This is a genomic window from Oryzomonas rubra (genome assembly GCF_008369015.1).
In the GTDB taxonomy this organism is placed as follows: Bacteria; Desulfobacterota; Desulfuromonadia; order Geobacterales; family Pseudopelobacteraceae; genus Oryzomonas; species Oryzomonas japonica.
Map to the genome: position 1 here is coordinate 357,201 of NZ_SRSD01000003.1, position 16,458 is coordinate 373,658.

Annotated in this window: 16 protein-coding genes, 1 pseudogene and 1 riboswitch; of the genes and pseudogenes, 4 read left to right on the forward strand and 13 right to left on the reverse strand. The window is 60.3% G+C overall.

The window, feature by feature from the left end; translation table 11 throughout:
- Positions 1–14 precede the first annotated feature (14 nt).
- Positions 15–557, reverse strand: coding sequence for a YaeQ family protein (locus ET418_RS06825; protein WP_149306829.1), 543 nt, complete (start codon positions 555–557; stop codon positions 15–17).
- Positions 558–872: 315 nt separating this feature from the next.
- Here ET418_RS06825 and ET418_RS06830 point away from each other — a divergent pair, with 315 nt between their 5' ends.
- Positions 873–1,343, forward strand: coding sequence for a VOC family protein (locus ET418_RS06830; protein WP_149306830.1), 471 nt, complete (start codon positions 873–875; stop codon positions 1,341–1,343).
- Between the two features lie 34 nt (positions 1,344–1,377).
- A complete protein-coding gene (locus ET418_RS06835; RefSeq protein WP_149306831.1) occupies positions 1,378–1,782 on the forward strand; it encodes a DoxX family protein in 405 nt (134 codons plus the stop codon).
- 12 nt (positions 1,783–1,794) lie between these two features.
- On the opposite strand, the pseudogene ET418_RS06840 reads toward ET418_RS06835, so the two are convergent.
- The 5 genes and pseudogenes from ET418_RS06840 to ET418_RS06860 all read right to left on the reverse strand — a co-directional run.
- Positions 1,795–2,313: pseudogene (locus ET418_RS06840) on the reverse strand (tRNA-uridine aminocarboxypropyltransferase); the annotation flags it as partial.
- A gap of 39 nt (positions 2,314–2,352) precedes the next feature.
- A complete protein-coding gene (locus ET418_RS06845; RefSeq protein ID WP_149306833.1) occupies positions 2,353–3,366 on the reverse strand; it encodes an aldo/keto reductase in 1,014 nt (337 codons plus the stop codon).
- A gap of 25 nt (positions 3,367–3,391) precedes the next feature.
- Positions 3,392–4,255, reverse strand: a complete 864-nt coding sequence (locus tag ET418_RS06850; RefSeq protein WP_149306834.1) for an NAD(P)-dependent oxidoreductase — start codon at positions 4,253–4,255, stop codon at positions 3,392–3,394.
- Between the two features lie 131 nt (positions 4,256–4,386).
- The gene (locus tag ET418_RS06855; RefSeq protein WP_149306835.1) at positions 4,387–6,393 is read right to left on the reverse strand and encodes a transglycosylase domain-containing protein; all 2,007 of its coding nucleotides are present in this window, start codon (positions 6,391–6,393) and stop codon (positions 4,387–4,389) included.
- Between the two features lie 154 nt (positions 6,394–6,547).
- A complete protein-coding gene (locus tag ET418_RS06860) occupies positions 6,548–7,078 on the reverse strand; it encodes a YgjV family protein (protein WP_149306836.1) in 531 nt (176 codons plus the stop codon).
- Between the two features lie 304 nt (positions 7,079–7,382).
- A riboswitch (cyclic di-GMP riboswitch) is annotated at positions 7,383–7,459 on the forward strand.
- 326 nt (positions 7,460–7,785) lie between these two features.
- On the opposite strand from ET418_RS06860, the gene ET418_RS06865 reads away from it, so the two are divergent.
- A complete protein-coding gene (locus ET418_RS06865; RefSeq protein ID WP_149306837.1) occupies positions 7,786–8,628 on the forward strand; it encodes a PA4780 family RIO1-like protein kinase in 843 nt (280 codons plus the stop codon).
- An 86-nt stretch (positions 8,629–8,714) separates the two neighbouring features.
- Here ET418_RS06865 and ET418_RS06870 read toward each other — a convergent pair whose 3' ends face one another.
- The 6 genes from ET418_RS06870 to rsgA all read right to left on the reverse strand — a co-directional run bounded on the left by ET418_RS06870 (position 8,715) and on the right by rsgA (position 14,818).
- Positions 8,715–10,049, reverse strand: a complete 1,335-nt coding sequence (locus tag ET418_RS06870) for a serine hydrolase domain-containing protein (protein WP_246152974.1) — start codon at positions 10,047–10,049, stop codon at positions 8,715–8,717.
- A 562-nt stretch (positions 10,050–10,611) separates the two neighbouring features.
- Complete coding sequence (gene dbpA, locus ET418_RS06875) at positions 10,612–12,003, reverse strand: ATP-dependent RNA helicase DbpA (protein ID WP_149306839.1); 1,392 nt, start codon at positions 12,001–12,003, stop codon at positions 10,612–10,614.
- Between the two features lie 102 nt (positions 12,004–12,105).
- On the reverse strand, positions 12,106–13,008 hold the full coding sequence (locus tag ET418_RS06880) for a pseudouridine synthase (protein ID WP_149306840.1): 903 nt from the start codon (positions 13,006–13,008) through the stop codon (positions 12,106–12,108).
- Positions 13,009–13,107: 99 nt separating this feature from the next.
- Entirely contained in the window at positions 13,108–13,287 is a 180-nt protein-coding gene (locus ET418_RS06885; protein WP_149306841.1) for a hypothetical protein, read from the reverse strand.
- A 171-nt stretch (positions 13,288–13,458) separates the two neighbouring features.
- On the reverse strand, positions 13,459–13,674 hold the full coding sequence (locus ET418_RS06890; protein WP_149306842.1) for a hypothetical protein: 216 nt from the start codon (positions 13,672–13,674) through the stop codon (positions 13,459–13,461).
- A 187-nt stretch (positions 13,675–13,861) separates the two neighbouring features.
- On the reverse strand, positions 13,862–14,818 hold the full coding sequence (gene rsgA / locus ET418_RS06895) for a ribosome small subunit-dependent GTPase A (RefSeq protein WP_149306843.1): 957 nt from the start codon (positions 14,816–14,818) through the stop codon (positions 13,862–13,864).
- Positions 14,819–15,037: 219 nt separating this feature from the next.
- On the opposite strand from rsgA, the gene ET418_RS06900 reads away from it, so the two are divergent.
- Positions 15,038–15,886, forward strand: a complete 849-nt coding sequence (locus ET418_RS06900) for a mechanosensitive ion channel family protein (protein ID WP_149306844.1) — start codon at positions 15,038–15,040, stop codon at positions 15,884–15,886.
- A 25-nt stretch (positions 15,887–15,911) separates the two neighbouring features.
- Here ET418_RS06900 and ET418_RS06905 read toward each other — a convergent pair whose 3' ends face one another.
- On the reverse strand, positions 15,912–16,433 hold the full coding sequence (locus ET418_RS06905) for a GNAT family N-acetyltransferase (RefSeq protein WP_149306845.1): 522 nt from the start codon (positions 16,431–16,433) through the stop codon (positions 15,912–15,914).
- Between the last annotated feature and the right edge of the window lie 25 nt (positions 16,434–16,458).

Genomic DNA, 16,458 nt, shown 5'->3' on the forward strand with positions numbered 1-16,458 from the left:
CCCGCCCGCAGGGCTCAGCGGCTGCCCATCTTTACCTGGAGAGGGCTTTCCAGCGTTTCTTCGCCGCAGGTCAGATAGAGCGTGCCTTCGGTTATGGTAACCGACCAGGTGATAGAGCGTTCCAGCTGCGATACCAGCCTGGTAATGATTGCAGGATCGATACTGATGACGATGAGGTTGGCGACCTTCTCCAACTTGGGCAACTGTTGTTGATCCCACGTGGCGAGTTGCCTGCCGCAGGCCAGCAGGGCGACCCGTTCCGAGTGGCGGCTCGCTTTGATGATACGGTCCGGCTCCGGCAGGCCGACCTCGACCCAGAGCCGGACCCTGTCGTCGGCCCGTTTCACCCAAAGGTCCGGTTCGTCGGTGGCGCTGATTCCCTTGGTGAACGTCAACTCCGGTTCGTGGAAGATCGCGTAGGCCAGCAGCCGGGCCAAAAGCCGTTCCTCGGTTTCAGAGGGATGCTGGGCGACCGTCGCCAGCAAGGTTTCATAGATGCCATGGTCGACATCGGAGAGCTGGAGGGACGCTTTGTAAACTTTGGATGGCAGTGCCATGTCGAGTGATATCCTTATTTTTCCCCGGTCAAGGGATTTGGGCGGTATGCGAAGTCAGGAGTATGGGTTATGAACCCCAAAATTACAACCGTCATCATGTGGTCGTGAGCGTCAGGATGACAAGTTGATCGACAATGTTCCGGGGGCAAAGCCGATTGTGGTCCGTTTTTTCTTGCTTGCCCCAGCCGGTTGGCACGCTATAAAGCGGCGTATTGCCTTTTTCCGCCAAGAGACTAAAATAATCTCATAAGCAACGGGCATCCCATGGTGGAGAGACACCTTAGTTAGCGTTACGCCACAGAAAGGAGAAGAATCATGAGCACCACGGCAAAGCCGATCCCGGACGGCTACCACACGGCTACCCCCTATCTGATTATCACCGATGCCGCCAAGGCCATAGAATTCTATAAAGAAGCATTCGGCGCCACGGAGTGCATGCGTCTGCCAACCCCGGACGGCAAATTGATGCATGCCGAAATCATGATTGGCGATTCGCCGATCATGCTGTGCGATGAATGCCCCGAGTGGAATGCCCTCAGCCCGCAGACCATAGGGGGCACCGCCGTATCCATCGTACTCTATGTGGCAGATGTGGACGCCGTCGTGAACCGTGCGGTTGCGGCCGGCGCCACGCTGCTGATGCCGGTTGCGGACCAGTTCTGGGGGGACCGCATGGGCACGGTCGCCGATCCGTTCGGGCACAAGTGGTCAGTTGCCACGCATACGGAAGACGTGACGCCGGAAGAGATCGGGACGCGTGCCAAGGCCCTCTTTGCCGCAAAATGAACCGGCACGGTCACAAACCACAGGAGGTGGTACCATGAAACCATTCATGTCGATCTACAATTCCCAGGGGTATGCCCTGATGCGGATCGTCGTCGGGTTTCTTTTTCTCTGGCACGGCGTCCAGAAGCTGTTCGGCATCCCGATCCCAATGCCGCCGGGAGCCCCGGCATTCATTACCTACGTCGCCGGCCCGATCGAGCTGATTGGGGGTATTCTGGTCATGGTCGGGCTTTTCACCCGCTGGGCGGCCTTCGTCACCAGCGGCCAGATGGCCGTGGCATACTGGATGGCGCACGGGACAAAGGCGCTGCTGCCGATTCAGAACAACGGCGAACTGGCGGTGATCTATTGCTTTGTGTTCCTGTTCATCGCCACCCAGGGTGGGGGAATCTGGAGCGTCGATGCCTTTAGGGACGGTGAGGGGCGGCAGGGGAAGTGATGTTTCTCCGCCTCAGTGCCCCGGCACCGCCCCCCGCATGACGCCGGGGGGCCTGATGAATGCCAGGAAACGTTCCCGCAGGCGCTCCGCCTCCTCGGTCCTCCCCGTGCTGCGCAGAATCTCCATCACGCACTCCGCGGTGCAGAGGCAGGCCTCCTTCTGGTTCTTCCTGAGGTTGTAGAGGGACTTCCCGGTCGGTTTGAGACAGACCCGGCGGAGCTTCAGGAGATAGGGGCTACGCTGGTGAATTTTGCGGGCCTCGTGCCAGGTGCCGTCGATAAGGACGAAGTGGTCGATACCGGTCAAATCGTCGTCATTGTCGTCCGGTGCGCCGGGATAGACCAGCGCCACGCCGCCCGCCTCGATCTCCTCCACGAGCCCGGCGGGCGGGTTCAGCCGGTCCCAGCGGACCTGCTCGGCCGCGTTTCCCAGGACCTCGAGTACCAGTTTGCCGGTATTGGAGGGTTTTTCGAACTCCTTGAAATGGGTCAGGAGGGTGAATTTCATCTCATGCCCCCATGAAGAGGGATCATGGGGGCACGTGTGGACGCACCGAGGCGGTTCTTCGTCTTAAGGTACATCCTGCCTCCGTAGAGGCGGGGCCATGAATTCAGGGCCGACCGGGTCCGGTATGATATCGTGGATCGCCGTATCGATATCCATGAGATCCTGAGGGGTCAAGGACCACCCGAAGACCTGGCCGACCGGGTCCAGTTGACCGGGATGTCGGGCTCCCCAGAGGGCAATCGCCCCCTGATCCAGTACCCAACGCAGCGCCAGTTCCAGAACCCGACGGCCATGCCGTTTTGCTGCCAGTGCGTCCAAGGCCGAGACGGCCTTGAGGTAGTGGGAAAAGCGGGGGTCTCGGAATTTGGGATCGTGCAGGCGCAGGTCGTCCCCTTGGAACTGCGTCCCCTCATTCATCTTTCCCGAAAGCAGCCCGCGGCAGATGGCACCATAGGCCAGGACGGCAAGCCCATGTTTTTTCGCGTACGGCAGCACGTCCTGTTCGATCTGGCGCTCGAACAGGTTGTAAGGGGGCTGGACCGTATGCAACGGCGCCACCTTCCTAAATACGTCCATCTGCTCCGGCGTATAGTTGCTGACCCCCACCGCCCGGATTTTTCCCGCTTTCAGGAGGTCGGCCATGACCTGAGCGGTCTCCTCCATGGGGGTGAGGGGGTCGGGCCAGTGGACCTGATAGAGGTCAATGTACTCCGTCTGCAGCCTGCGCAGTGAATCATCCACCTCTTTAAGGATTCTCCGGCGGGTCGAGTTTCTCGCCACCCCCCCCTTGTCGTCCCATTCAAGGCCCACCTTGGTTGCAATAACCACACGATCCCGTTCCCGGTATCCCTTGACGGCCTTGCCGACGATCTCCTCTGATCGGCCGAACCCGTACACCGGCGCGGTATCGATGAAGGTAACCCCCCTGTCGAGAGCCGACCGGATGGTACGGATCGACTCAGCCTCCTCGGAGCCGCCCCACATCCACCCCCCGATGGCCCACGTACCCAGACAGACCTTGCTCACGGTAATGCCGCTATCGCCCAGTTGGGCGTACTCGATGGTATCGCTGTTCATGATCTCCCCCCTGTTCCTGATCGCCCTACTGCTTGATGACTTGGAAGACCGCGGCAAGATCCTCATCGGCGTGCCCTGCCATACGGGCCCGTTTGAAGGTCTCGTTGACCGCGGCGATGCAGTGGAGCGGCTGCCCCAGTTCATCCCCCAGGGCCACGGCGAGGCGCAGGTCCTTCTGCATGTGTTTGAGCGGAAAACTGGTGGGGTATTCACCCTGCAACAACATCGGTCCCTTGCCCCTGAAGAGCGGGTTGGCGAGCGCACCGGCATCGAGGGTTTCCAAGATTTCGGCGCCGTCGAGCCCCCCCTTCTGGCCCAGGGCCACTCCCTCGCAGAGGGCCGTCATCATCCCGCCCATGATCGCGTTTACCACCAGCTTCATGCGCGCGCCCTGGCCGACGGTCCCCAGGTACATGCGTTTTTTCCCCATGGTGTCCAGGGCCGGGGCGGCCTCGTCGTACAGCGCCCGGGCGCCCGCGGCCAGGATGATCAGGGTTCCGTCTTCGGCTGGTTTCTTCGTGCCGGAAACCGGGGCCTCGAGGAAACGCCCGCCCCGTTCGGCCACCGCCTCGGCGATGGTGCGGGCGGTCACGTCGTCCACGGTGGACATGTCGATGTAGCCGCGCCCGCCGCCGATCCCTTCCAACACCCCCTCCGGGCCGAAACAGACCTCCGAGGCGGCAGCGGGATCGGCGAGCATGGCAAAGGTGATGTCGCAGGCAGCGGCCACCTCCCGGGGGCTCCCTCCCTGGCGCGCGCCCAGGGCCACCAGGGGGGCGCATTTGGCCGGGTTGCGATTCCAGACCACGACCTGGAAACCGGCCCGCACCAGGTTGGCCGCCATGGGGTTACCCATGATACCGAGACCGAGAAAACCATACTGAGTCATATTCCTTCTCCTTTTTACCACGGTGATGAATGTTGGGACTCTTACGATGCGCCGAGGCCACAGGCTCCGTGCCGGTTGCTCCGTGCATCCCCACGTTGCCCACCCGCCCCGGGTGAAGCATGTGGTATGCATTATAATATACCATCCTTTGCCGCCGGCGGTGGCGGGGGCGGTGGCGATGGCGTGACCGGCGGAGGTACGGTCTCACCTCCACCATGCTTGGGGCAGTATTGGGTGGGCTCGGTCCCGGCGATATAGAATTCGTCGCGCTTCTTCGGGCACTCCGCCGTTGCCAGATAGCCCGTGGTGGGGTCTATGGTAACGGAAACCACCGCATCCGGCTTGGGAAAATCCACGGCAGGCTTCGCTGCCACGGCCCGGCGCATGAACCGCTCCCAGATGGGGGCCGCGACAGCACCGCCGGTAAAGCCCTTCCCCCCCGGCCGGGGCTTGTCATAACCGACCCAGACGCCGGTTATCACCTGGGGGGTATAGCCGACGAACCAGGCATCCCGGTAGTCGTCGGTGGTCCCGGTCTTCCCGGCGGCCGGGTGTTGTTGGCTGAACCTCCTGAGCGACTTTGCGGTGCCATAGGTCATGACGTCCTTCAGCATCTGGGTGGTGACAAAAGCGGTGGCAGGCGCCAGGACCGGAGTGACTATCGGAGGATTCTCCGTCCAGGCACGGCGTCTGTGGTCATAGATCCTGATAATGGTCCGCCCTTCGGAGCGCATGCCCCCGCTGGCCAGAGGCGTGTACGCCTGGACCAGGTCGTTCAGGGAGACTTCATCCGTTCCCAGGGCCAGGGAGAGACCGTTCTGCGCCCGTAACGGCAGCCCCATCTTTCCGGCGAAATCGGTAAAATACGGGACCCCGATGGCCTCAAGCACCTTTATCGTGATGACATTGTTGGAATATGCCAGGGCACGCCTCAGGGAAAGATCACCATACCGTTCCCTCCCATAGTTCTGCGGTTTCCAAACTTGATTATTGCCCCGGTCGTAGGCCACCGGCGTATCGTTCCAGATGCTGCCGGCGGTTATCCCCTTTTCCAGGGCTGCAGCATAGATCAGCGGCTTGATGGCCGACCCAGGTTGACGCTTGGCGGAAAAGGCGCGGTTATAGGACCCCTTGGTAGCGCCCACGCCCCCCACGGCGGCCAGCACATCACCCGTGGCGGGATCAAGGCACACCAGAGCCCCCTGCATGTGGGGAGAAATGCGTTTTACCCCCTCGGCCAGCGCCAGCTCCGCCTGTTTCTGCAGGTTCAGATCCAGAGCCGCGGTCACCTCCAGCCCCCCCTGCTCAATGATCTCCGCACCGTACCGTTCGATCAGCTTGGCCCGGACATGGGCCACATACTGTAATGCCTGTCCGGAGCGCATGAAGGTGACCCGCTGGGTCCTCAGCCGTTGTTGCTGCCGGGGGGTGATGATGCTCAACTCCACCATCCGTTTGAGAACAACGTCCCGCCGCCGCGTGACGTTGTTCGCTTTCCCCAGCGGATTGTAACGGCCCGGGTTCTTCGGTACACCGGCCAAGAGGGCGCACTCCGCATCGCTCAACTCCTCCGGGTTTTTGTCGAAATAGATGCGGGCAGCCTGGACAATTCCCCAGGCCCCGTTCCCGTAATAGATCTCGTTGAAATACATCTCCAGGATCTGCTTTTTGGTATATTTCTTTTCAAAATCAATGGCCATGCGGGCTTCATCGAGCTTGCGCTCGATGGTCTTTGCACCGGAGAGGTATTTATTCTTGATCAACTGTTGGGTGATGGTCGAGCCCCCCTCGACCATCTTTCCCTTGACCACGTCCTTCACCAGGGCCCGGGCGATGCCGCGGATATCGATCCCCCCATGTTCGTAAAAGCGGGCGTCTTCAACGGCCACCACCGCCTTTTGCAGAAAGGAAGGGATGCGGTCGATGGAGGCCCAGTACCGCTTCTCCGGCAGGAGCCGGCCGACATACCTCCCCTGGTTGTCGAAGATCTTGATGGACGTATAGTCGGATACCAGCGGGGGGTAGTCGGCAAAATTGCCCTGGGCAGACGCCGGGGCGACCTGGGTCAGGACCAGGGAAGCTGCCAGGAGCACGGGATACAGCAGCCATTTACCACAAGTGTATCTGAGGAGATTCAAGGTATTCAGTCCTAATGCGTAATCGCACGGTAATCCATCGGTTTTCGTTCTGTCGTTGCCTTCAGCAAGCCTGCCCCGTATTCCTACATATTTCGGTGGACGTCAAGGGGAAAATGGCACTCGCGCCCCCAGTATGTCACTCTGCCCGCCTCTCTCAATCTTCCGCCCCGGGAAGCCCCCGAGACAATCTCCGTTCAGGCGACCTGAGAATACGGAACATGGTCGAACCGTTGACGATGGCGATAACGGTCTCCAGCAGCGTGCCGCCAATGGAGCCGCAGATGATGTTGTTGGCCAGCCAGAGAAACGTGCTGACCAGCAAAGCCAGCCTCATGGGGATCCCCCGCATGGTGAAGACCGCCAAGGTGGCCATACTCGATGCGCCGACGGGAAACCAGCCGACCCAGTTCTTGGCGAGGGTGAGCCCGACGGCGACGTTAAGACCGATTATCACCACGGCCAGCAGCGGCGAGCGGATCTTTATGGCGAGGAACGAGCGCACGCTCGATATCAGGGCGCTGGCCGCACCGGGGAAATTTCCCAAAAGCATGAAATGCACCGCATAAGCGAGGCATTCAGCGGCGTTGAAGAATTTCAGGCGATGATCGATCTTCTGAAAAAAGGCCGTCACCCCCAAAACAAAGGCGCCATACCCGACGCATTGGGCCATCGAAAACAGTTCCACCCATCAGACTCCTGCACTGGGGCGCTACGCCCCGGAAGCGCAAACCGGGCGGAGCACCGGAACCCCGCATCTGCGAGGGACCGCCCCATGCCGGCGCGTATGAAATGCCCTGGTGTTTCCTGTTCTGGGAATAGCACAAAAGGGAGGGCACTGCAATGGGAGCATTTTGATGTCATCCCAAGCCCTTCCTGTCACGCGGGGTGCGCGGCCCGAAGGGGGCTGGCGTGTGGGCCGGACGTCCCCGCCTTGACAGGCGTCTGCCCATAGGGTAAGGTTATGCCACTTCAGACAGGACAGATTCAGATAGCGATACTACTAAACCATCCGCGAGGATGGGACGGAAAGCCCACAGGGTCTCCCTGAGACAGCCGGGTCGCCGAACTATCAGTATGACGATAGCTGCGGCGACCCGGCTTTTTTTATTGCCGGCCCCGGCTGTCGCTGGTCGTCACCGGCCGATAGTACCGGAAAGCCAAACATATGTGGTGGGCGGCCCTTGGAAATCCCCTATCCTTTAGGCGGGATTTAGGCTATAGTTATATCTTGACTTACTTCCTGAAAATATCTTCTCAGGTGTCCTTCGATCCGACCGCCTCTCTTCCCTCCTCGGGAACAGCCCGCCCCCCCGTCATGCGAACCGCCCCAGCCGAAACGAACAGGAAATACGGAAAACGCTTCCGTGCGTCCAGGATAGGATATAATGCCCCATGAGAATGCCGAAGAAATTTGAGTTACTGGTCCATAACGGCCTCGTCGATGAGGTGGTCTCCCAGCTTATGAGCGGCAAGGAGGCCGAGGTCTATATCGTCCGGTCCATGGGAGAGTTGCGCTGCGCCAAGGTGTACAAGGAAGCCGAGCACCGGAGCTTCAGTTCCCAGGCACGCTATCAGGAGGGGCGCAAGGTGAGGAACAGCCGGCAGGCACGCGCCATGGGAAAAAATACGAAGTTTGGCCGCAAGGAACAGGAAGGCGCCTGGCAGAACGCCGAGGTGAACGCCCTGCAACGCCTTGCCGACGCCGGGGTACGCGTACCGAAGATCTTCAGCTACGCCGGGGGAATACTGCTGATGGAACTGGTGACCGACCACGACGGCAACACCGCGTCGCGGCTGAACGATGTCAGGCTGACGGCGGAACAGGCCCGGAAATATCATAGCACGATGATCGCGCAGATCGTTCTCATGCTCTGCGCCGGCGTCGTTCACGGCGACCTGTCCGAGTACAACGTACTGGTCGGTAACGGCGAGTTGGTCATCATCGACCTCCCCCAGGCCATCGACGCCGCGGGGAACAACAATGCCGCCGACATGCTCAAACGGGATGTCGCCAACATGACCGCCTACTTCAGCCGATTTGCTCCCGAGCTGCTGGCCACCGACTACGGCAGGGAGATCTGGAAGCTTTACGCCAGGGGCGAACTCAGACCGGATGCCGTGCTGACCGGACGCTTTGAGCAGAGCAGCACCCCTGCCGACGTGCATGGCGTCATGCGGGATGTGGAATCGGCACGGCGCTGGCATGAACTTAACAGTTCGCGCACCGCAGAATAGACAAAGGGCGACCGCTTGGCCGCCCTTTGTCTATTCAGGTATCAACCGATCTCCCTATGAAGCATGGAAACCGGCCCTTCGGTGATTCACGCCCGGCGGGTCCGGCCATAGGATTTGTGACGATGATTCTTGCCGCCCTTTTTGGCGTACTGACGATACGCCTTGGTGTGTTTGGATACCGCCGCTACCAGCCTGATGCGGTGTGAAACGACCGGGGCCTTCCGGGCCGCCACATTCTGGTGCAGGTCCGAGGAGATTCGTGCAAGCTCCGGGGCTACCGTCGATCCCCGCTCATCGCCCGATGTGCGGAACTCCGCCGCGGCAATGGTGGAGATATCGCTGCGCAGCTTGTTGAACTGTCTGATGTGCCGGTAATCCAGTCGGTTTGTCAGGAGAACCACGAACAGGTCCTGCTTCGGGTCGATCCAGATGGAAGAACCGCTGTAACCGGTATGGCCGAAGGAGGCATCTGAAAACAATTTCCCCTTCGGCGCCGAAAAAGGAGAATCCATGTCCCAGCCCAGGCCGCGCACCACCGTGCCGTTGCGGCAGGAAAACGGGGTGGTCATCTGCTTCACCGCCTGTTCGGACAGGATGCGCTTGCCGTCAAGCGCCCCCCCGGCCAGCATCAGGCGGGCAAACCGGGCGAGATCCTGGGCAGAGCTGAACAGGCCGGCATGGCCCGCAACACTGCCGAGGCGCCGTGCATTCCGGTCCTGCACGGTGCCACCGTCACCGCCCAGCGTGGGGGCGATCCGGTTCGCGAGATTCGGTGTGGGCAAAAACATGGTCTCGGGGACGGCAAGCGGCGTGTAGATCTCTTCGCGGCAGAAGACGTCCAATGTCCTGCCTGAAACCCGGTGGACGAGCTCACCCAGCAGAATGAAGTTGATATCGGCATAATGGAAACTGCTGCCCGGCCGGGGCCGGTCTTTCTCCGCCGCCGCCCTGATGACGGCTATTTTCATGGTCTCATCCGTACTCATATCGAAATCCGCGAGTCCCGAAGTATGGGTCAGCAGATGGATGATTGTGACGTTTTCAAGTTCAGATCCCTTGAATTCGGGAAACCAGAGGGTCAGGGGGTCCAGCAAGGAGATGCGCCCCTCATCCAGCAGTTTCATCACCGCCGGCGCGGTTGCGATTACCTTGGTCAGGGAGGCAAGATCGAAGATGGTCTGCCCGTCGAGCAACGGCGCATCAGGGCGGGCGTTCAGCCGTCCGCGGGCGGTACTGGAGAGGATACCATTGTGGTTGCCGATCACCACGACGCCGCCGGCGATGAGATTGCTGGAAATGGCCCGTTCCATGAGAAGATCGATGGTGGCGATACGGCCGTAATCCAGGATCTCATCCGATGCGAACAGGGGCGATGCAGAAAAAAACAGGCAGCATGAAATGAGGCAACAAAAAAGACGCACGGTAGACCTTTGCAGGGTGCAGGCTGTTGATCGCAGGGCCCGGGCGATTATCCGGGCTGTGTATGGCACTCCAGTGCTTACCATAACATGGGAACAGATGCAAATGTTGTGATGTCCATCACGCGAATCGCGGCAATCCGCAAAGGGGCGCACTCGACATTTCACATCACAGCCTTCTGCGAAACCATTTGTTTTCGATGCTGGTGAAGACCGGGGGCGCTTCCAGGGTTCGGCATCTCCCCCAGAAACACGAAAGGCGGCCGATTGGCCGCCTTTCGTCGATTTTCCATCCCTTGAAGTCTGCCCCCACTCCTATTTGTTCTTCTCAGCCTTTTTGATCTTCTTTTCAGCCTTCTTTTCCTTCGGGGTTTTAGCCGGTTCTTTTTTTGTTTCCTTCTTACTGTCCACACCTTTGCTCATGGCTGTTTCTCCTTATCGCGTATGGTTATGGCGCCTCTCCGACAGAGCGGTTAGGCACACTATACCACTCATTGAAGGCAGAGACATTTTTTTATTACCGTCATAGAGCCAATCGGCTCGACCCGCGGCCCTGCGGTGGATTTCAGAAAGGCAGGCACAATTTTCGGGCCTTGAAGAAGCGCCCCTTGATCCTGTTGCCCCCCAGGCAGGCCACGGCCCGATCGACACTGTGCCGCATGATCGCCACATAGGTGTGAAAATCCAGGACATCGATCCTGCCGACCTCGCTCCCGGCGATTCCCCCTTCCCCAGTCAGGGCACCCAGGACATCGCCGGGGCGCAACTTATTCTTGCGGCCGCCGTCGATGCAGAGCGTCACCATGGGGGGTCCCGGCGGCCTGCCCGACGCCGGGGTCAGGGCGGAAAGATCGCCGCGGGTAATCACGCTGCCCAGAGCCTCCTCGATGGCGGCGACCACCCGACTTTCCCGGGGGGTGGCCAGGCTTATTGCCAGCCCCTGTTCCCCGGCGCGACCGGTGCGGCCGATACGGTGGGTATGGATCTCCGGGTTGCGGGACAGTTCGTAATTGATCACCGCCGGCAACTCCTTGATATCCAGCCCGCGGGCGGCCACATCGGTGGCCACCAGCACCGAGGCGCTCCGGTTGGCAAAACAGATCAGCACCTGATCCCGCTCCCGCTGTTCCAGGTCGCCGTGGATAGCCAGGGCCGCAAAGCCCCGGCTGTTCAGGGCGTCGGCCAGTTCCTGGCACTCCACCTTGGTATTGCAGAAGATCAGGGCCGACTCCGGCCGGTAATGGCCGAGAATGCGCGCCACCGCCTCGGTCCGCTGCTCGTGGTCCACCTCGTAGAAGACCTGTTCGATAGCCCCCTCGTCATGTGCCTCGTCCACACTGACCTCCACCGGCTCGTGCTGGATCGCCCCGCTCATGGCGGCAATGGACTCCGGGTAGGTGGCGGAAAAGAGCAGGGTCTGCCGCTTGGGCGGGGCGGCGGCGATCAGGGCGCTGATGTCCTCCTGAAACCCCATGTCGAGCATGCGGTCCGCCTCATCCAGCACCAGGGTGTGCAGGGCGGAGAGATCGAGACTGCCTCGGCGCAGATGGTCCAGCAGGCGGCCGGGGGTGCCGACCACCACGTGGGCCCCATGCTCCAGGGAGGTGAGCTGGGGACCGAAGGGAACGCCGCCGCACACCGTGAGGATCTTGATGTTGTCGGTAAAGCGGGCGATGCGCCGCAGTTCCTTGCCGACCTGGTCGGCAAGTTCGCGGGTCGGGCAGAGCACCAGCGCCTGCACCCGGAAGGATGCAGCGTCCAGGCGGGTCAACAGACCGATGCCAAAGGCCGCGGTCTTGCCGCTGCCGGTCTTGGCCTTGGCGATCACGTCCTTGCCGGCCAGGATGAGCGGCAGACTATGGGCCTGAACCGGCGTCATCTCGGCATAGCCGAGGGAGACCAGGTTCTTGAGCAGAGGGGCTTTCAGGTGGAGTGATGAAAATGCTGTGGGGTTCATGGCGCTACGCTCCCGTTCTGCGTCCACAAAAAAACCACAGGTGGATTGTCCCTGTGGTTCAGACGCGCTGCAACTATACCATGGTACCGCTTTCCGAGCAAACTATTCGCCAGGCACGCCGGGCTGCCACAACAGCTTACGTTCGGAGACAAACTCCCGGTCCCGGCCGCTGAGGGGGTCCTTGAAGCGCAGCCTTTGGGCGACAAGCTGGAGCGGGGTTGTGAAGTTATCCTCGCGCTCGGCCTGCAACTCGGGGTAGTAGCGGTCGTTCAGTATCCCGAAGCCGAGACCGCTCATGTGGAGCCGCAACTGGTGAGTCTTGCCGGTTTGGGGGTGCAGGACAAAACGGGCTAGCGCCCCCCTGACCTCCACCAGATGGATGATGGATCGGGCATTGGCAGCGCCGGGTACGGTCTTCATCCTGAACCATGGCTCTCCCCGCTCGATTCTGTTCGCCACATCCCACGATCCCGGTTCCTGAAGCGGTCGACACGCCGCCAGGGCCTGATAGGTCTTTTCAACGCGGCCATTCATGAAGAGTTGACCGTAGAGCCCCCTGCTCCCCCGGTTGACGGAAAAGAGCACCAAACCGGCTGTTTCCCGGTCTATGCGGTGCAACGGCGCCAACTCCTCGATCCCGGTGCTGGTGCGCAGGCGGTTCAACAGGCATTCATCGACATACCGTCCGCCAGGGGTTACGGGAAGAAAATGGGGTTTACAGACGACCAGGAGCTGGTCGTCCTGAAACAGGATCTTTTCGCTAAAGGGGATGGACGGTTCGGCGCCGACCTCGCGAAAGTAGAAGATGCGCCGCTGGGGGGCGTATTCCGTGTCCAGGGTTATGCGCTGTTCCCCCTCGTCGAGGACCTTGCCCTCCCTGATCCTCCCTTCCCAAATTTCCGGGGGGATAGCGGGAAATCTCCCACTCAGGAAAGAGAGGATGGAGGGGTACGGCCTCTCGGCCTTCGGCATGGTCACGACGGAAGGGTGTTTCGAAATCCCCATAAGGTTTCCTCGATCACCGCGGGACGGTGTTCAGGCGATTTCAGGCCGGCATGTTGCAGCTTCCACGGAAAGCGCCATCAGAAGCGGCACAGGCGCCTGCTATTTCCTGTTGGAAAATTCGAGGCGATCCAGATGGTTGCAGATGTAGCTTCCCCCCATGCGGAGAGAATGCTCACAGAATTCGGGGTCGGGCCGTTTCACCTTGCACTCGAAAAAATCCTTGCTGATCATCCGGGTACGGCAAACTTTCTCGGGGTTCCACAGGTTGAATATACTCATAGTTTCACCTTCAGTCGGTATTTTTTAAAGCTTGTTTGATCTTCTTTGCCGCCGTTGCGCTTTTCACCCACGGGCATGCGTCTCGTCGGCCCATGCCACCGAAAGAAACGGAAGGCGGCCGATGGGCCGCCTCTGTCGTCGGGTCTGCTCTGTTGTGAGGTGCACGAGCGGCTAACGGGGCGGTTCCTCCAACAGCGGCAGGAGGAACCTTTCGAACGTGGCCTTCTGCTTGGCGGTCAGCAGGTCGATATCCCCTTCGTTATCGAGCAGAAAGGTGCCGACGCCCATGACGGTCTTTACCAGATAGCCGGTGCCGGTAACACTCTTTTCGATCTCATCACCCCGCTTGCTCAGCAGGTTTTTCATCAAGTCCAAGTCCACTTTCATCTGTTGCACTCCAGCAGGATTAATATGCGCGTCTCCAGTCAGACGGTGTCCCGCGCGGAATCTACTCTGTCAGTATGCACTATCGCACGCAGAACTTCCACCATCAATCGCCATACAGCGCGTATTCACCACGTAATTGCTTTTAAATTCTTCCGCAACCGTTTTCTCAATAAAAGTCTATAATACGTCAGTTTTTCCAGCCTTTGCTGCGGGCCTCGCTCTGATCAGCCTCGACCTCGCCCAGCAGTTTCAAATAGACGGCGTAACGGTCGGCCGGGATTTGCCCCGACTCCACCAGCTTGGTGATAGCACAGCCCGGTTCGGTCCTGTGCCGGCAGTTGCGGAAGCGACAACTCACCTCGCCATGCTCTTCAAAGCCGGGGAAGTGGATGGCCAGCTCCTCCGCCAGGATATCCACCAGGCCGAAATCCCTGAAACCGGGGGTGTCGACCAGTTCGCCACCTCCGGACAGGGGGTGCAGGGTGGAGACGGTGGTGGTGTGCCGTCCCAGGCCATTGTGGTCGCTGACCTTCCCCACCTTGAGATTGATCTCCGGGCAGAGGGCATTCAACAGCGAACTCTTGCCGACACCGCTTGAACCGACAAACACCCCCCGATGCCCCTGATTCAGAAACGCCTGCAGCGGCGCCAGACCGGTTCGATCCATGGCGCTGATGGCAAACACCGGAAGCGAATCGGCATAGATTCGGTGCAGGTCGGCGAGCAGGGCGGCGGTGTCGTCCAGATCACACTTGTTGACCACCACGAAGGGTTGCAACTGAGCCACCCGGGCCGCGACAATGGCCCGGTCGATGAAGCCCGGCGACGAGTTGAGCGCCACCACGATCCCGAGTACATCCAGGTTTGCCGCCACCAGGTGGATACCGCCGCCGCCATCGCGCCGGCGCAGTTCTGTCCGGCGGGGCAACCGCCGCAACATCTCGCCCGCGACCTCCACATCGTCGCCTACCACGTGGCCGGAACTCCGCTTGACCCGTACCATACGGCGCTTGCCGGTGGTGAAGACGACCTCGACCTCAACGCCGTGGTGGGCCGTTATCAACCCGCAACAGGTCGGGTCGGTGCATGCGGAACCCGACTGAGGGGATTTCAAACGGTGTGATGAAGATGCTCCATGATTCATGGGGTGACGCTCTCATTCCGCGTACATAAAAAAACCACGGGGAGGTGTCCCTGTGGTTCAGACGCTAAATTATCATAGCACAGTATGGCTCGCGGAACAATTTATTCGCAGTGCCGGCATTCTCTGTCCGCCCCGGAAGACCTCAGATGCTACCGGTGGTGATTGGGGACGTCGCGGGGCCTCCTTGCGCACCGCCCCATCCCATGATACCCTTTTTACATGGCAGACAGCGCACTGGTAAAAAAGGCGGCCGCGGCAACCTCACCGGAACTGACCGAAAAGGTAATCTTCTATTTTGTCGATCACGGGATGCAGATCCTCACCGCCATCGTCCTCATGGGCATCGGTGTGTTTATCGCCCGCTGGGTCGGCAACCTCATCCATCGCTGGCTGAAGTCAAGGGCGTATGACGAGCCGGTGAGCAACCTCATCGTCAAGGTTGTGAAGCTCCTGATCATAGCACTCATAGGGATCATGTCCCTTGGCCAGATGGGGGTACAGATCACGCCTCTCATAGCCGGGATCGGCGTGGCCGGGGTCGGCGTCAGCCTTGCCATGCAGGGGCTCCTCGGGAACCTGGTGGCCGGACTGACGATCATCTTTTCGAAACCGTTCACCATCGGCGATTATATTGAACTCCTCGGGGTCTACGGCCAGGTAACCGACATAGCCCTGTTCTCCACCACACTGCTGCATACGGACAACTCCCTCGTCATCGTCCCCAACCGGAAGATCGTGGGGGAGATCCTTCACAACTACGGCACGATCCGCCAGCTCGATCTGACGGCGGCCGTAGGGTACGGTGCGGACATTGCCCTGGCGCTCTCACAGGTGAACACCATCCTGCAGCAAAATATCTGTGTTTTACGGGAGCCTGCCCCCGTTGTCGGCATAGCCTCCCTCAATGAATCGTCCATCGCCCTGGCGATCAAGCCGTGGGTGAAGGTTGAAGATTTTGTTCCCACCCAGGCAGCGATCTACCAGGCCGTGATCGAAGCCTTCCGGGACAAGAAGATCGAGTCCCCGGTTCCCCGCCGCGATGTTCGCCTCCTGAATCCCCTCCCCTGATCCCCGGGAGCCTATCTCCCGCTGTTCACCTTGCCCGTCGCTTCTTCCCCTGGGGACGGGGCGGTGTGGCAGGCGGCTTGAACTCAGGTTCGTACCCCACCACGAAACTGTCGGTGCTACTGTTCCGCATGCCCAGGAAATGGGCGTTGTCGGTATCGAACGGACAGAGGGGCATGCTGCACGGCTCGAAGCCGAACCGGCTATAATAGCCCGGTTCGCCCAGGACAAACAGGGGCTGGTTTTTGATCGCCTCCTGGCGCAGGGCAAACCGGAGCAGTTCCGAGCCCACCCCCTGCCTTTGAAAATCGGGGGCCACGGCCATGGGCGCCAGGTGCAGGCCGCAGACCTCATTGCCGTGATAGGCGTTGGAAAAGGCGATGTAGGCGATAACCTTGTTGGTATGGATGCAGACCCACTCGTGCAGGGCCCTACCATTCCCGTGGAGTTTCTCTACCAGCCCGGCTTCATAGTCGCTGCCGGGAAAGGTGCGGTGCAACAGGGCATAGACCTTGGGCCGGGTTTCCAGCGTCACTGTTTGTATCTTCATAGGGCCCCCCGTGGTAATGACTGAA

What these genes read in the sequence shown, in the direction of transcription:
- ET418_RS06905 (WP_149306845.1), bottom strand. Translation starts at nt 16,433, where the DNA reads ATGAAGATACAAACAGTGACGCTGGAAACCCGGCCCAAGGTCTATGCC.
- dbpA (WP_149306839.1), bottom strand. Translation starts at nt 12,003, where the DNA reads ATGAACCCCACAGCATTTTCATCACTCCACCTGAAAGCCCCTCTGCTC.
- ET418_RS06825 (WP_149306829.1), bottom strand. Translation starts at nt 557, where the DNA reads ATGGCACTGCCATCCAAAGTTTACAAAGCGTCCCTCCAGCTCTCCGAT.
- ET418_RS06850 (WP_149306834.1), bottom strand. Translation starts at nt 4,255, where the DNA reads ATGACTCAGTATGGTTTTCTCGGTCTCGGTATCATGGGTAACCCCATG.
- ET418_RS06845 (WP_149306833.1), bottom strand. Translation starts at nt 3,366, where the DNA reads ATGAACAGCGATACCATCGAGTACGCCCAACTGGGCGATAGCGGCATT.
- ET418_RS06900 (WP_149306844.1), top strand. Translation starts at nt 15,038, where the DNA reads ATGGCAGACAGCGCACTGGTAAAAAAGGCGGCCGCGGCAACCTCACCG.
- ET418_RS06835 (WP_149306831.1), top strand. Translation starts at nt 1,378, where the DNA reads ATGAAACCATTCATGTCGATCTACAATTCCCAGGGGTATGCCCTGATG.
- rsgA (WP_149306843.1), bottom strand. Translation starts at nt 14,818, where the DNA reads ATGAATCATGGAGCATCTTCATCACACCGTTTGAAATCCCCTCAGTCG.
- ET418_RS06880 (WP_149306840.1), bottom strand. Translation starts at nt 13,008, where the DNA reads ATGGGGATTTCGAAACACCCTTCCGTCGTGACCATGCCGAAGGCCGAG.
- ET418_RS06885 (WP_149306841.1), bottom strand. Translation starts at nt 13,287, where the DNA reads ATGAGTATATTCAACCTGTGGAACCCCGAGAAAGTTTGCCGTACCCGG.
- ET418_RS06830 (WP_149306830.1), top strand. Translation starts at nt 873, where the DNA reads ATGAGCACCACGGCAAAGCCGATCCCGGACGGCTACCACACGGCTACC.
- ET418_RS06890 (WP_149306842.1), bottom strand. Translation starts at nt 13,674, where the DNA reads ATGAAAGTGGACTTGGACTTGATGAAAAACCTGCTGAGCAAGCGGGGT.
- ET418_RS06865 (WP_149306837.1), top strand. Translation starts at nt 7,786, where the DNA reads ATGAGAATGCCGAAGAAATTTGAGTTACTGGTCCATAACGGCCTCGTC.